Origin of the sequence: Paenibacillus sp. FSL K6-3182, assembly GCF_037976325.1 — a bacterium.
Lineage (GTDB): Bacteria > Bacillota > Bacilli > Paenibacillales > Paenibacillaceae > Pristimantibacillus.
The window spans coordinates 603,932-617,655 of sequence record NZ_CP150265.1; the positions used below are offsets into that span (position 1 = coordinate 603,932).

The following is a 13,724-nucleotide window of genomic DNA, read 5'->3' on the forward strand; positions in this document are numbered from 1 at the left end:
TCCCCAAGTTTAAATTTTGTTTAAAAAAATTAAATTCAATTTGAATAAATATAAATGGTTGTTCCGCTAGCTTGAGTATCCCTATGCCATTCGAGCTTCATCTCTTTCAGAAGATAATCGACAATAGCTAGCCCAATTCCTGCACCTTTGCCCTGAGCAGCCTCTAGCCCGTTGCCATTATCGCGAATAACGAGCGCTGATTGGCCTTGGTAGCTCTCTATGGAAATGCCGATGTATTTGCCTCCGCTCGCATGCCTCGTCACATTTTGAAATAAATTATCAAGCACGCGGCGGAAACCTGCCTTATCGACAACACTAAGCATAGCGCCATCAGGCAGCTCCACATCAGCGACGATACCTTCCTGTTCCCAAAGTGGATACCAAGATGCGGCGCTTTCACGAACTAATCGCAGCAGATCCAGTGGCTCCAGCTTAAGCGGATAGCGGCCGCTTGTCATGAGCGTGTAGGAAAGCAAATTTTCAATGAGGCTGTCTAAGCTGGTTATTTTTTGCTCCATTTGCTTCACAGCTGCTTGCGCATTCAAGCTTAACGGTTCTTTATGCAACGAATACAGATGGCTGTTCATGACAGTTAATGGCGTCCTCAGATCATGCGACAGGCTGGCGATGAGCTGCTTGCGAAGCTCCTCCTCTGCACGCTCGCGCTCCTTGCTTTCCTTAAGCTGTTCAACCATCTGATTAAAAGCTGTCTCCAGCTGCCCAATCTCATCATTTTTCTTAATAAGGATTGGCATTGGAAGACCGTTGTCGCCATGCAGCGTCATCGCTGATTGCAGACTGAGCAGACGTTTGCGAATATGCCGGAAGAAGAGCAGGGATATCAAGAAGAAAAAGGCGAACATAATAAACAGAAACGCCAAATAAAAGGGTGTTCCTGAACCGACCGGCTTATCGATCTGAATGATGGAGCGCTGCAGCTGCATCACCATGAATCCAGACTCCTTATGGTCTGCGCCAAGGAAGGACACGACCGTAAAGGGATCGCTGTCGATGCTTGCTTTCATAAATTGAATGGAACTTGCAGGCGTCCACCTGCTTGGTAGTTGCTCTTGTACAGGAAGCTGCAGCCTTGTTGATCCTGCAGAGTCAACCCAGAAGAGGGAAGCCTCGGGGTAAGTTTGTTTTAGCTCATGCAATCTTTTGTCGATTTGAGTGGGATCTTTCTCCGTTAACTCGGCGGCCTGCTTATGCCAAATTGTAGTTAATTCTTTCCCGCTGCCATACTTTAAATAGTCCATATTAGCGGTTTGCGTATTTTCTTGAATAAGCATATAAAGAATAGAAGCTACCGGAAATATGATCGGAATAAACAGAAAAGCAAACAAAATGATAAGCAGGTAGCGAGACAATAAGGTTTGTCGAAACTTCATGCCTCCAGCGTGTGGTTTGGGCTTCTTCATGCGCGCACCCGATAGCCGATGCCGCGTACCGTCTCAATAATTTCAGGAGCAGCGGGGTTTCGTTCGATTTTTTCCCTCAAATAACGGATATGAACCATTAACGTTTTATCTCCATCAATAAAAGATTCTCCCCATACGGCCTCATAGATTTGTTCTTTCGTAAGCAGTTGTCCCAAATGGCGCAGCAGATAGCTGAAAATGTGAAACTGCTTGCCTGTCAGCATAATTTCTTCCCCGGTCTCGCGGTTCTCCACCCGGTTTTGCTGCTCGTAGACTAATAGATGCTTAATAGCCAAAGGCTCAGCAAGGCGTGCGCCTGACCTGCGAAGGAGCACTTCGATGCGAGCGGTCAGCTCGTCGGGATGGAAAGGCTTAGTGAGGTAGTCGTCAGCGAACTGCAGCCCTTGCAGCTTATCATCGATGGAGGTGCGCGCTGAAAGCATAAGAATCGGGACGTCCGGCGCTGCTTTTTTCAGACGTTGTCCAATAGTAAAGCCATCGAGTCCTGGCAGCATGACGTCTAGGATGACGAGTCTGCAGCCTGTAGCGGCCTCGAGCGCATGCTCGCCGTTTTTTAACCATTCAACCTTATAGCCTTGCTCTTGCAAATGTTGTGAGACAAAGCTTCCGATTTCGATATCATCTTCAATATATAGCAGTGATGCAGTCATTTTTATAAATTTCCTTTCGTTCATTCATTTTGATCCCTTATTTTAGCTGTTCTGCTTCGATTATACGGCAGAGCTTGGCGGAATGCATACCATAAAGCAACGTTTGATGTGAATCAGCAATAGGAATTTATTTGAAAATGAAGAAAGGGACCTAGCCGACAACGGCTAGGTCCCTTTATATTCATTGCTTGGTCAGCCCTTGCTTCCAGGCTCCCGTGCTTTCTTTCCTTTTTCCCACCTAAATACTTTGTTTAACACTTTGAATACCCACTTTGATTCCTTAGTTAGAAGTGGTCCCAATATCGCCAGAATGAGTACATACAAGGCAGCGAATGGCTGCAGGAGCTCAAGCAAGCCGCCTGCTTTGCCGAGGTTCGCCATAATGATGGAGAACTCGCCGCGAGATACGATGGTCAAACCTATATTAGCCGATGCCTTCGGCGTTAAGCCAGCACTTTTACCGGCTAACATGCCTGCCAAGAAGTTACCGAATAGTGTAACGGCAACCGCACCAAGTGACAGCCATACGGCTCCGCCAAGTGCGAATGGGTCGATGGTCAGTCCGAAGCTGAAGAAAAATAAAGCGCCGAAGAAGTCACGGAAAGGCAAAATCATATGCTCAATTCGCTTCATGTGAACAGTCTCAGCTAGTACTAAGCCTACAAGCAAAGCGCCGATCGCTTCAGCTACGTGAATCGTTTCAGAGAAGCCTGCTACGAGGAACAAGAAGCCGAATACGAGCAGCAGAAAAAGCTCATTCGAGCGAATATTGAGAATTTTGTTCAGAAGCGGTGCAGCCTTCCTGCCGATAATCAAGAAGAGCAGCATGAATCCTAATGCATAGGAAGCAGACAGGAGTACTCCGCCTAAAGATGACGAATCACTGAGCACGAGTCCGGAGAGCACGGAAATATATACAGCAAGGAAGATATCCTCGAACATAATGATGCCGAGAATCATTTCTGTCTCCGGGTTGGCAGTCCTCTTTAAATCGACGAGCACCTTCGCGACGATAGCGCTCGATGAGATCGTTGTAATGCCGGCGATGACCATGGTTTCCGCTACTGGGAAGTCGTTGATCCAGCCAAATAATAAGCCAAGTGAAAAGTTGATCAGAATATAGATCGTTCCGCCTACCGCTATTGAGCGACCCGATTTCATTAATCGACCCACAGAAAATTCCAGACCTAAATAGAACAGGAGGAACAGCACACCTAGCCGCCCCATGAATTCAATTAGTTCTGCACTATGAATAAACCTAAAGTCCAGTATGCCTACGTGCGGAGCATGTGGACCTACGGCCATGCCGATTAAAATATAAAACGGGATGACGGAAAACCGAATTTTTGCAGCTAACAGCCCGACTAAGGCGATGAGTATAACAGCAAGACCGATCTCCAGCACCATGTGATCCATAATTAACGGCTCCCATTTTGCAGCATCAGCTTAAGTAGCTTCAGATGCTGGCGTTCACCTGCAACAATGAGGGTAGTATCTGCTTTGAATATATAGTCGGGGCCGGGATTAATATGTTTTGCTTCCTTCTCAACCGCAGCGATAATGGTCGCTCCAGTCGTTTGGCGAATATCGGCCTGGCCGATTGTTCTGCCAATGCATGCGGCGTTTGGTTCAATCTTGTACCACTCAATCGTTAGATCATCGAGTGCGACTTCAATCGTTTCAAGCGCTTTCGGCTTGTAAGTCATACCGCCAATGATGGCAGCGACTTGTCTTGCTTCTTCATCCTCTAGGGTAACCATGGAAATGCTATCATCTGGATCCTCATAGTCAAAGTGATACATCTCACGGCGTCCGTCATCATGAATAATAATGACAAACTTATCGCCGCTCCTCGTCATAACTTGGTACTTTCGGCCAATGCCGGGCAGATCGGATTCTCTAATATTCATTGTGTATGCCTCCTCATTTGTTGTTAGTATACGAACAAAATGAGAGGATTAACCAACGAAATGGGAAGTGAATTTAATCGGAGTCATGAGCAGATCGCGCAATCTCTGTCGATAAGTAGTGACGAGTGCGGATAGGGTTGTGGAACGCCAATAAATAAGCATGAGAGCATGCATATAGGCGGCAACGAGTGCGTTTTCAGGTAAAAATGTTGTGGCAGTGGTGCTCTGTTTGCGTACGGTTGACGTCGCATATTTGGCTGCCGTAGTAATGCGGCTTGCACCAGCTGTTAACTCAAACATATTGCCTGCTTGGTAGGCGAACAGCGCTGCGAGCAGCAGCGGAACAATAAGGAACAAGTTCATTAAATGCTTGCGGCTAATAGGGCTGAAATCATGTATGCCATTGTTCATCTGTCCACCTCCAAAAGATTTCGTTAATATAAGTATAACTTATAAATAGAAAATTAAAAAGGCGATGTTACATATTAACAAAGAAAAATTGATTATTGCCCTCTATTCCCAGCTGTTTAATAAATTGACGATAGACCCTAAGCGTTATAAAATAAGTAAACGATTTTTTTAAGGCGAATAGAACGAAAAAGAGAGAAAGAAGGTTGAAATGGATGGGAGCAGAAGTGAAACAATTGTCACCGCTCGTACAAACGCTTGGTTTGAAGGAGCATATCGAGGGCGGCTGGTACAAGGAAATTTGGAAGGCTGGTTTCACAATACCGCAGGAGGTGCTTGGAGCTCCTTATTCAGGACCACGCTTCGCAGCATCATCAATTTATTTTATGCTTCATCCAGGTGAGTTTTCAGATTGGCATAAGGTTTATTCAGACGAGCTGTGGATGTGGCATTCGGGCAGTCCATTAATGCTTACGCTTGGCGGTACCGAAGATGCGCCGGAAACCAGAAAAGAAATTATTGTTGGACCTGATGTGCTGGCAGGTCATCAGCCGCAAGCATTAGTGCCGGCTAACGAATGGCAAATGTCCCACCTGCTAGGGGACGAGCCTGTACTTGTTTCATGTGTCGTTGCTCCGGGTTTTCATTATGATGATTTCCAGCTCATTAAGCGATAATTACGATCATTAAATAAATGTTGAAGAGCCATCCGAGGAGTGAAGTTTCTTTCCCGGATGGCTCTTATTTTGCAATTAAGAAACTTCGTACGTGGCCTGCTATGACCAAAGGAACGAGGCTGGTTAAAAGATTCTGTGGCTCCAGCCGTTAAGCTTGGCGAATGCCTCTACGAAGTAGTAGTCTCCGTATATAAGCGATACGTTGATGTTGGCGTTTTCAGGCTTATGTCCGGTGCCTTGGAGAAGAATTGCTTCATGGTCCGGATTGTCCCAGGTTGCATAATTCACGCTCAGTGAATACAGGATTCTCTCAGCAGCCGCGTTATAGATCCGACGTTCCGCGAATGGAACCAGCTCAGCAAGTTCGAGCAGACCGGATGCTGCGATGGCGGCAGCGGAAGTATCGCGCGGCTCGTTTTCTATGTTTTCTACGCGGAAATCCCAATACGGCACACGGTCTTCCGGCAGGGCGGCGACAAAGTAATGCGCAACCCGCTTCGCCGCGTGCAAATAACGCTCAAGTCCGGTGCATCGGTAAGCAATCGCGAGGCCATAAAGCGCCCAGGCATTGCCTCGGCTCCACGCTGAAGAGCCGGAAAAGCCTTGACCGCCCAGCGGTTCTATAAACGCGCCCGTCTCCGGATCAAAAGATAAAATATGACATACCGAGCCGTCCTCGCGAATGGCGTAACGGAGGAAGGTGTCCGCGTGACGTATCGCGATATGCTTGTAACGCGGGTCGCCAGTCGTGCGGCTTGCCCAGAACAATAGGGGGATATTCATCATGCAATCAACAATGGCCCAGCCGAGGGCCTCTTGCCCGTTCCACGCACGAATAAACTCGCCATTCACGTTGAATCGGCCCGCTAGGAAGTTTGCCGCCTCCAAACCGATTCGCAGACCTTCCTGATCGCCCGTTAATTCGTATTTGATGACAGCAGTCGGCAGAAACTGAAAGCCGACATCGTGATGCAATTGTACCGGATGCTCGCAGAAGCAGCGCTCCAGCTTGGCGTCCCATTCCCAAGCAGCTGCCTTGAATGACTCTTTCCCTGTTGCATCATGCATAACCCAGAGTATGCCGGGCCAGAAGCCGGACGTCCACCAGTTATCGTCTGTGTCGTCATAGATGCCGTTGGTTTTTGCCACATGAGGCGTTTTATCTCCAATTTGGTTTATCATGTGCTCTACCTTTTCGGTTAATTGCACCAATATTTTTTCTTTGTATGCCTGATTCATTTTGTAGTAAGCCTCCTCGTTGACCCATGATTGTGGTTAAGCTGCTTGCTATCATTATAGTCTCTGACAAATGGACAAAGTTACGCTACAATGGTTAAAAATGTTGTTCTGTTGACTTGTTGAAATGAAGGGGTGCAGTCAGTGAAGGGGACGCTGTTTCAGGAAATGGACTACGGGGGACTATCTTTTCTTTGGTCATACCGCAACTGGTCGCAGCAAGATTTTGAGGGGTATTACCACTTTCATAGGGGTTTCGAGGTGTTGGCTGTGCATCAGGGACACGGCTCGGTTACCGTCAATCAGAAGACATACGAGCTTAAGCCAGGGATGTTGTTTTATTTCGAGCCCTATCAGCTGCATAATGTTTATGTGGAGGTGGATGAAAGCCGGCCATATGAACGCAGCGTCTTTCATTTCGACCCTGTATTTATGAAGGGCTATTTAAGAGCGTTTCCGGCTCTTTATGACGTCTATAAACGAATGCTTCAAGGGCTTATCGCTTTGCAGGGCATAGATATGATCGATTGCAATGAAGAGTTGAATACCGCATGCTCCGCATTTCAGAATAGCCTGCTAGCTTCCTCCGCCAGCAGCAACGAAGAGCAGAGCGCGCTTTATTTGTTAAAGGTGTTGTCGTTAATTAAACGAAAGGTTATTCCGGGGCCCAAGCAGGAGGAACATATGAAGCCGATTCGACAATCGGAACGTGTTATGGCATGGATTGAAAATCATTACGGAGAGCCCTTCCAGCTGGAGCTGCTTGCGGACGAACTCCATATGTCAAAATCTTATTTGTCCCGGCTGTTTCGGCAAGAGACGGGTAGCAGCATTACCGGTTATTTGACAGCCCGCAGAATGCAGCAGGCTTGCAGTCTGCTTCAAACGACAAACAAATCCATAGAAATGATCGGCGAGCAGGTAGGGTTTACGAGCACCTCTTATTTTATTAGCCTGTTCAAACGGATTATGGGCGTGTCTCCGCATCAATACCGCCTAAGGCTGTAGCGGGGAGCAGCGGTAATATAATAGATGCTTCGTTCCAAGTTAAGGATTCTCTACCATGCGAAGCTGGTTCCGAACGCGGTATTTGCTGGGACTGGTGTGAAAATGATTCCGGAAGGCGCGGCTGAAATAAGGATAGCTGCGAAACCCGGAGGCTTCGGCGATATCTTCCAGTTTCATGTCGCTGTATAGAATTCTCTCCGAGGCGATAGACAGCCTGATCTCAATGACATATCGCATTGGAGATTGCCCGAACGCTTGCTTAAACAAGTGGGAGGCTGTCGATACGCTGATGCCATAACGTTCGGCGATATGGGTCAGCGTCAGAGGATCGGTAGCATGCTTCTCCAAATACTGCTTCATTTTGTAAGGAATGTTGAGCTCAGGCCTGGAGGCCGCCACCGTCTGCTTCCTAACATACCTCTCGATAGTTAGACATAAAACTTTGATCAAAGCGTCCATCATTTCCGCATTATCCCCATGAATATTCCGCTTCTCATACATCAGTTTTCTCCACATTGCCAAGAAGTCTTCCGCCGTATCCAGATGAACCTTGCTTGGAAAATTATTTCTGCTGCACCACTGCTGAGTCCATACTCCGCTGCAGGATAAGTAGTAATCGGCACTCTCAATGGGCTGAGAGGCTTCAGCGTCTTTATCGGCCTCAACCACTAACCGGTAGTATTCCCCTGGCTTGCGGATGATCAGATCACCGGGTTGCACAACAAATGTCTCGTCATTAATCTCGACACGGCATGTCCCTTTTACCTGGAAGCGCAGGAGCAAGCGATTGTCGGCTGTACCCTTTTGTAAGGAGCCGGTGAATGGAGAAGTATGATGAGAATAACCGATCAACAGGCAATCGATCCACGATGCGTCCATCATTTGCTGCCACCTCCAAGTGAGTAAACTATTTCTACTATCATAAATGTTGCAAAATAAGTCAACAAGCAGAGAATCGGATATTCACTTCTAAATCAGTTGTCACTATACTGGGGATTAATGAATTGAAGGGAGATGGTAGTTTGTTAATGGATAAGATTGCGGTTCAATTGTATACGCTTCGCGAGGAGTGCCTTGCAGATTTCCCGGGAGTTCTTCGTAAAATAAGTCAAATTGGCTATGGCGGCGTACAGTTTGCGGGCTTTCAAGGCTATGACCCGCAGGAACTCAAAGCGGTTTTGGACGAAGTTGGATTGAAGACCGCAGGCATGCATGTTGGTTTCCATGACATTGTAGCGAACATAGGCAAAGTGGTCTCGGACGCTAGGCTGTTTGGCACACGGGATATTATTTGCCCGAGTATTCCCGCTGAGCTGCGAAATGAAGGTGGATACAAACAACTGAAGAAAGATTTGAATGGTATTGCGAAGCATCTGAAGGGTCAAGGCTTCCGAATCAGCTATCACAATCATGCTTTTGAATTTGAAACGGTGATAGAGGGGCAGGATGCGCTTTCGTACTTGCTTGAGGCTGGTGCAGACAATGAAATCCTTGCAGAGCTTGATGTATATTGGCTTCAGAAGGGTGGTTTTGAGCCTGCATCATTCTTCAAGCCCTATGCGGACAGGATGCCGATTATCCATATGAAGGATATGACCGCGGACGGTGAGCAGGCCTTTGCGGAAATCGGTACAGGATTGATTGAATTCGAACCGATTATTCGCTGGGGAGAGGAGAACGGAGTCGAGTGGTACGTAGTAGAACAGGATGTTTGCAGAACAGCACCGATGGGCTGCGTGCAAACTAGCTTTACCAATCTATATCATTTAATGTCAAATTTGCAACCGACTCTGTTCGGTGAAGCCTGAGAACGCGACTGCGGAAAAGGCGGACCTCAGTGAGCCGCGAATCGAACAACCGGTATAGCAGCTCGTCCGAACATCAAACGATAACGGCGCTTCTCAGCTGAAGCGCCGGATGGTTTGCCCGTTATGGAAAGGGCCGGCAATACGAATATGCTCGCAAGGCTCGCCATTGTTGGCGAGGCGCCACAGCATTTTGTCAGCCGCTTTATATCCGGTCTCCCTGATCAGAAGCTGAGGGCGGCTTAAATGCGGTATCGCCGCCACCGGTCCGTTGGCCAAGCCGACTAGGGAGATGTCCTCCGGGATGCGATAACCGAGGGAGGTAAGGCTGTCGTACAACCTTACGATATCTTCATCGATGCCGGCAATGATTGCTGTTGGTTGGCTGCTGCGCAGCTTGTCGATCAGCATGCACTCGTCCCAAACGTCTGTTATTTGCAGTTCTGCGTCATGATCCAACTGAAGCTCACCCATCATTTCCTCAAACGCCTGCCATCTTCTTGTATACCCCCGCTGGCTGTGAATATCTCCTACGTACATAATACGGGTATGGCCAAGCTGCGCGAGTCGGTCCACGGCCATGCAGACGGCTTCGAACACATCCCAGATCACGCTGTCGATTCGGGAAAGCGGTCTCGGATAATTAATCAGCACCTTGGGTAAAGGCAGCTCGAACAGCTTGCGCTCCGTGGAGTCCGAGAGCAGCCGGGGCGCGATGAACAGACCGTCCGCCGTCGGCAAATTACGCTGCTCCATCCAGTCCGAGAATGCGTGATCTGGCACATCCTCATCCAGCACATAGCTTTCCAGTCGATGCTCCAATTGATCGAGCCTCTCTCTTAACCCCTCTGTCAACAATACGTTGTAATTCATAGATTGCCGGGATTGTATCAATACAAATCGAAACTGGAAGGCAGGATAAGGCGCGATGCCGCGGCTGACCATCTCACGTGCCTGAGATACAGTCAAATAGCCGCGTACGAAGGCTGTTCGAATAATGCGGCTCCGCGTTTCCTCGGACATGCCGGCTTGTCCGCTCAGCGCCTTGGATATGGTCTGAATCGAAAGACCAAGTTCTTTGGAAAGATCGTGCAGAGTAATCGATTTACGAGTTCCCAATTTCAAAACCGCCTTCCACTTTTCTTCGTTTGGTTAGGGGATGCGAACGTAAAGCTATCGTCCACGCTAACGCTTGATTGCTCTATTTTAAACTAAACTTAAACTACTTTAGAAGTCCCCCCAGCTCCTATAATGAAAGTACTTTCAGAGGAGGGGTTAAGCATGAGAAAAATAGAGACGGATATTGTGGTATGCGGCGGAGGGCCGGCGGGCATCAATGCGGCGCTGGCAGCTGGAAGAAGCGGGGCGCGAACGCTGCTGATTGAACGATACGGTTTTCTTGGCGGCATGTCGACTGCTGCTCTAGTCTATCCATGGATGACCTTTCACACGATGGATGGCAAGCAGGTCATTGCCGGAACGGCGCAGGAAATTGTAGATCGCTTGATGGCCGAGGGAGCTTCGCCCGGTCACGTTCGCGATACGGTAGGCTTTGTAAAGACGATCACCCCTTATGATCCTGAAGTGTATAAGGTGTTAATTATCGATATGCTGCGCGAGGCGGGCGTGAAGGTGCTGCTGCACAGCTTCATGGACGAAGTGCAGACCAGGGAAGGCCTCATTGAAACGGTACGACTCGCTACCAAGTCCGGGAAGTACGAAATTTCAGCGAAGCAGTTCATCGATGCGACAGGGGACGCCGATCTAGCCTATCTCTCAGGCGCGCCGTGCTTGCAAGGACGCGACAGCGACAATTTGACGCAGCCGATGACGATGAAGTTCCGAATGAGAGGCGTTGACCTGGCGAGAGTTAAACGGTATATGATCGACCATCCGGACGAGTTTTACAAGAAGACGCCTTTCGATGAGCTGGAGGAACTGCCATTGTCCGGCGTATTGGGTTACTTCAAGCATTGGAAGGAGGCTGACCTGCCCATTAACAGAGACCAGGTCCTTTTCTTCACAGGTCCGGGACCGGACGAAGTGCTTGTCAATACGACTCGTGTTCAAGGGCTGGACGGAACTGAACTGGAGGATTTGACGGAAGGAGAGGTGCAGGGCAGGAAGCAGGTGCGCATGGTCGCTGATTTCATGACCCGCTGCTTGCCAGGCTTCGAGAACGCTTCCATCTCTTCGGTCGGAGCGCAAATCGGCATACGCGAGAGCCGCAGAATAGACGGCTGCTATTCACTCCAGGTACAGGATGTTGTAGATGGACGCGCTTTCGACGATTGCATTGCACGAAGCGGCTATCCCATCGACATTCACGATCCATCCGGCAAGGGCGTACAGGCCGCATGGGTCCAGGGAGACGGGGCATACGATATTCCTTACCGCTGTTTGCTGCCGAAGCGGATTGACAATCTGCTTGTGGCAGGCCGCTGCATCTCGACGACGCATGAGGCGCTGGCAACGACGCGTCTGACACCTAGCTGCATGGCGACGGGACAGGCTGCGGGTACGGCGGCAGCAATGGCATGGGAGCAGGGTATATCACCGGGAAAAATCGACATTGGACAGCTGCAGGAGCGGCTCATTCATAACGGCGCGCTGCTGCGCAGTGGTCAGACTGTATAGCGCGCATCCGCCAGCAAGATTACGGCCAAATTCAATTGAAGTAATAATTGGGACATGGTAGACTTTTTCATAAGGTCGCCTCGTATCGGAAGTTTGTTGGAAAACAAACATTCTACCGGATGAGCGGCCTTTTTTACCATGTGATAGTACCTGCTTAAGTTTAGAATCTGTCAGGAGGAATCGGTGAAATGAAGCGGTATATTTCGATACGAGCCAAATTTATTACCATGTTCGTTCTGCTTATCACCATTCCATTCCTGATAAGCGGAATCAGCACTTACAATAAATTTGCGGAGGAAACCGAAAAAAACTCCAGGGCGTACTCCATGCAAATTATGAATCAAGTGAAAATTAATTTGGAAAATACGATAAAAGACGCAGACAGAATAACTGTGGCTCCCTTGTATAACGAAGACGTGCTGCGGATTTTGGAGAAGCACAGTTATGAAGAACCAGGCGAGGAGAAGCTTATTCCGTCGGCGGAAATTACCAAAATGGCAAGAGTAGCGGCTTCGCTCACATTGGATCAGCCCGGAATTGAACGAATGATCTTTTTCACCCGCGACGGCATTATGTTCAGCGTCCAAGAAAAACTGACGCAGCGTTATTGGAACGAGAAAGGGAATAGCTGGATGCAGGAGGTGCTGGATGCGGAAGGTAGGCTTGTCATTATTGAACCTCACGAGACGACTTATTACAAACGATCGGAACGGGTTATTTCCGCTGCCAGAGCATTGAATCACCCTGCAACGGGCCAAAGCATTGGGGTCGTCAAAATTGATTTTAACATGAAAGAGCTCGAAGCGTTATTGTCAGAAGTATGGCTCAGCGAAAACAGCCAGTTTTACTTGACAAAGGATAACGGCGAGCTGTTATTTCCGGATGAACCGGTTAATTTCCCGGATATTGGTCCGGGGGACGGAACGATAGATTGGAACGGCCAGACTTATCTGTACACAACCATGCACTCCAAATCAACGAAAGTGAATATTCACGGACTTATCCCGATAGCCGATTTGCAACGGGGCGGCAAGGAAATCGTCGGATTTACGATCCTCATTTCAGTCATATCGCTTATCATTGCCTATTTGCTTGCGATTTTCACGTCAGAGCGGCTGGTTAGGCCGATCCGTTATCTTCAGTCGCGCATGCGGCGGGTAAAGGACGGGGCTTTCAGCGAACGGGCAGATTTGAGCTTGATGAATCGCGATGAAATCGGGCAATTGGCTGAGGGTTTCAATCTGATGGTGACGGAAGTGGAGCGGCTGGTCAAGGAGGTATATGAAACGAAACTGCGCGAACGCGAAGCCGAGCTGTCGGCTCTGCAAAGCCAGATTAATCCGCATTTTCTGTACAACACGTTGGAATTGGTAAGCATGCAGGCGCTGAAGGAGAGAAATCTCGAAATCAGCGATATTGTTGCCAGTTTGGGGAAAATGCTGAGATACACGGTTGACAAGCAGGAACGACCGGTGCAATTGAAGGAGGAGATACGGTTCGTTAACGCTTATTTGCAAATTCAGTTATCCAGGCATGGCGAGAAGCTGAATTCGGAAATGTATGTGGATCCGTCCTTCGAATCTTGTCTTGTACCAAAGCTGCTGCTTCAGCCGCTGGTTGAGAATGCATTGGAGCACGGAATGGGCAATAGCGGATTAACGATAACGATCAGGGCATCCGTGCTGGAACAGGATTTGCTCCTGACTGTACAGGATAATGGGGTGGGGATGCCGCCGCAACGTTTATTGGAGGTTCGCCATCAGATGTTGTGCAAGCCGGAGCGGGACGGCAGCCGTCCAAAGTTTGGAGATACGCTGAAAGGTTATGCCATCAAAAATATTCACCATCGCATTCAACTGCTTTATGGTGTGGAATACGGCTTAAGCGTGGAGAGCGATGAGGCCTCCGGAACACAATGGAGAATCCGGCTGCCATTACGATAGGGGGAATT

13 protein-coding genes are annotated in these 13,724 nt (G+C 48.6%); 5 read left to right on the top strand and 8 right to left on the bottom strand.

Annotation, left to right across the window (positions count from 1 at the left end; translation table 11 throughout):
• Nucleotides 1-35 precede the first annotated feature (35 nt).
• The 5 genes from MHH56_RS02700 to MHH56_RS02720 all read right to left on the bottom strand — a co-directional run bounded on the left by MHH56_RS02700 (nt 36) and on the right by MHH56_RS02720 (nt 4,413).
• Nucleotides 36-1,391, bottom strand: a complete 1,356-nt coding sequence (locus MHH56_RS02700; protein WP_339206452.1) for a HAMP domain-containing sensor histidine kinase — start codon at nt 1,389-1,391, stop codon at nt 36-38.
• A 26-nt stretch (nt 1,392-1,417) separates the two neighbouring features.
• The gene (locus MHH56_RS02705; protein WP_339209475.1) at nt 1,418-2,092 is read right to left on the bottom strand and encodes a response regulator transcription factor; all 675 of its coding nucleotides are present in this window, start codon (nt 2,090-2,092) and stop codon (nt 1,418-1,420) included.
• Between the two features lie 192 nt (nt 2,093-2,284).
• Nucleotides 2,285-3,508 carry a cation:proton antiporter gene (locus tag MHH56_RS02710; RefSeq protein WP_076268433.1) on the bottom strand — a complete coding sequence of 408 codons (1,224 nt, stop codon included), beginning with the start codon at nt 3,506-3,508 and terminating at the stop codon, nt 2,285-2,287.
• 2 nt (nt 3,509-3,510) lie between these two features.
• Nucleotides 3,511-4,002, bottom strand: coding sequence for a cation:proton antiporter regulatory subunit (locus tag MHH56_RS02715; RefSeq protein ID WP_339206454.1), 492 nt, complete (start codon nt 4,000-4,002; stop codon nt 3,511-3,513).
• A 48-nt stretch (nt 4,003-4,050) separates the two neighbouring features.
• Entirely contained in the window at nt 4,051-4,413 is a 363-nt protein-coding gene (locus MHH56_RS02720; RefSeq protein ID WP_339206456.1) for a hypothetical protein, read from the bottom strand.
• A 212-nt stretch (nt 4,414-4,625) separates the two neighbouring features.
• Here MHH56_RS02720 and MHH56_RS02725 point away from each other — a divergent pair, with 212 nt between their 5' ends.
• On the top strand, nt 4,626-5,087 hold the full coding sequence (locus MHH56_RS02725; RefSeq protein WP_076268430.1) for a cupin domain-containing protein: 462 nt from the start codon (nt 4,626-4,628) through the stop codon (nt 5,085-5,087).
• Between the two features lie 123 nt (nt 5,088-5,210).
• Here MHH56_RS02725 and MHH56_RS02730 read toward each other — a convergent pair whose 3' ends face one another.
• Nucleotides 5,211-6,326, bottom strand: coding sequence for a glycoside hydrolase family 88 protein (locus tag MHH56_RS02730; RefSeq protein WP_339206458.1), 1,116 nt, complete (start codon nt 6,324-6,326; stop codon nt 5,211-5,213).
• A gap of 141 nt (nt 6,327-6,467) precedes the next feature.
• On the opposite strand from MHH56_RS02730, the gene MHH56_RS02735 reads away from it, so the two are divergent.
• On the top strand, nt 6,468-7,331 hold the full coding sequence (locus tag MHH56_RS02735) for an AraC family transcriptional regulator (protein WP_339206459.1): 864 nt from the start codon (nt 6,468-6,470) through the stop codon (nt 7,329-7,331).
• Between the two features lie 39 nt (nt 7,332-7,370).
• Here MHH56_RS02735 and MHH56_RS02740 read toward each other — a convergent pair whose 3' ends face one another.
• Entirely contained in the window at nt 7,371-8,213 is an 843-nt protein-coding gene (locus MHH56_RS02740) for an AraC family transcriptional regulator (protein ID WP_339206461.1), read from the bottom strand.
• Between the two features lie 146 nt (nt 8,214-8,359).
• Between MHH56_RS02740 and MHH56_RS02745 the strand changes: the two genes are divergently transcribed.
• Nucleotides 8,360-9,139 carry a sugar phosphate isomerase/epimerase gene (locus MHH56_RS02745; protein ID WP_339206462.1) on the top strand — a complete coding sequence of 260 codons (780 nt, stop codon included), beginning with the start codon at nt 8,360-8,362 and terminating at the stop codon, nt 9,137-9,139.
• 93 nt (nt 9,140-9,232) lie between these two features.
• On the opposite strand, the gene MHH56_RS02750 is transcribed toward MHH56_RS02745, so the two are convergent.
• Nucleotides 9,233-10,255, bottom strand: a complete 1,023-nt coding sequence (locus MHH56_RS02750) for a LacI family DNA-binding transcriptional regulator (RefSeq protein ID WP_339206464.1) — start codon at nt 10,253-10,255, stop codon at nt 9,233-9,235.
• Nucleotides 10,256-10,417: 162 nt separating this feature from the next.
• On the opposite strand from MHH56_RS02750, the gene MHH56_RS02755 reads away from it, so the two are divergent.
• Complete coding sequence (locus MHH56_RS02755) at nt 10,418-11,773, top strand: FAD-dependent oxidoreductase (protein ID WP_339206465.1); 1,356 nt, start codon at nt 10,418-10,420, stop codon at nt 11,771-11,773.
• A gap of 188 nt (nt 11,774-11,961) precedes the next feature.
• The gene (locus MHH56_RS02760; RefSeq protein ID WP_339206466.1) at nt 11,962-13,716 is read left to right on the top strand and encodes a sensor histidine kinase; all 1,755 of its coding nucleotides are present in this window, start codon (nt 11,962-11,964) and stop codon (nt 13,714-13,716) included.
• Nucleotides 13,717-13,724: the final 8 nt, after the last annotated feature.

Coding starts and splice junctions, on each gene's coding strand:
- MHH56_RS02700 (WP_339206452.1), bottom strand. CDS start 1,391: ATGAAGTTTCGACAAACCTTATTGTCTCGCTACCTGCTTATCATTTTG.
- MHH56_RS02705 (WP_339209475.1), bottom strand. CDS start 2,092: ATGACTGCATCACTGCTATATATTGAAGATGATATCGAAATCGGAAGC.
- MHH56_RS02710 (WP_076268433.1), bottom strand. CDS start 3,508: ATGGATCACATGGTGCTGGAGATCGGTCTTGCTGTTATACTCATCGCC.
- MHH56_RS02715 (WP_339206454.1), bottom strand. CDS start 4,002: ATGAATATTAGAGAATCCGATCTGCCCGGCATTGGCCGAAAGTACCAA.
- MHH56_RS02720 (WP_339206456.1), bottom strand. CDS start 4,413: ATGAACAATGGCATACATGATTTCAGCCCTATTAGCCGCAAGCATTTA.
- MHH56_RS02725 (WP_076268430.1), top strand. CDS start 4,626: ATGGGAGCAGAAGTGAAACAATTGTCACCGCTCGTACAAACGCTTGGT.
- MHH56_RS02730 (WP_339206458.1), bottom strand. CDS start 6,326: ATGAATCAGGCATACAAAGAAAAAATATTGGTGCAATTAACCGAAAAG.
- MHH56_RS02740 (WP_339206461.1), bottom strand. CDS start 8,213: ATGATGGACGCATCGTGGATCGATTGCCTGTTGATCGGTTATTCTCAT.
- MHH56_RS02745 (WP_339206462.1), top strand. CDS start 8,360: ATGGATAAGATTGCGGTTCAATTGTATACGCTTCGCGAGGAGTGCCTT.
- MHH56_RS02755 (WP_339206465.1), top strand. CDS start 10,418: ATGAGAAAAATAGAGACGGATATTGTGGTATGCGGCGGAGGGCCGGCG.
- MHH56_RS02760 (WP_339206466.1), top strand. CDS start 11,962: ATGAAGCGGTATATTTCGATACGAGCCAAATTTATTACCATGTTCGTT.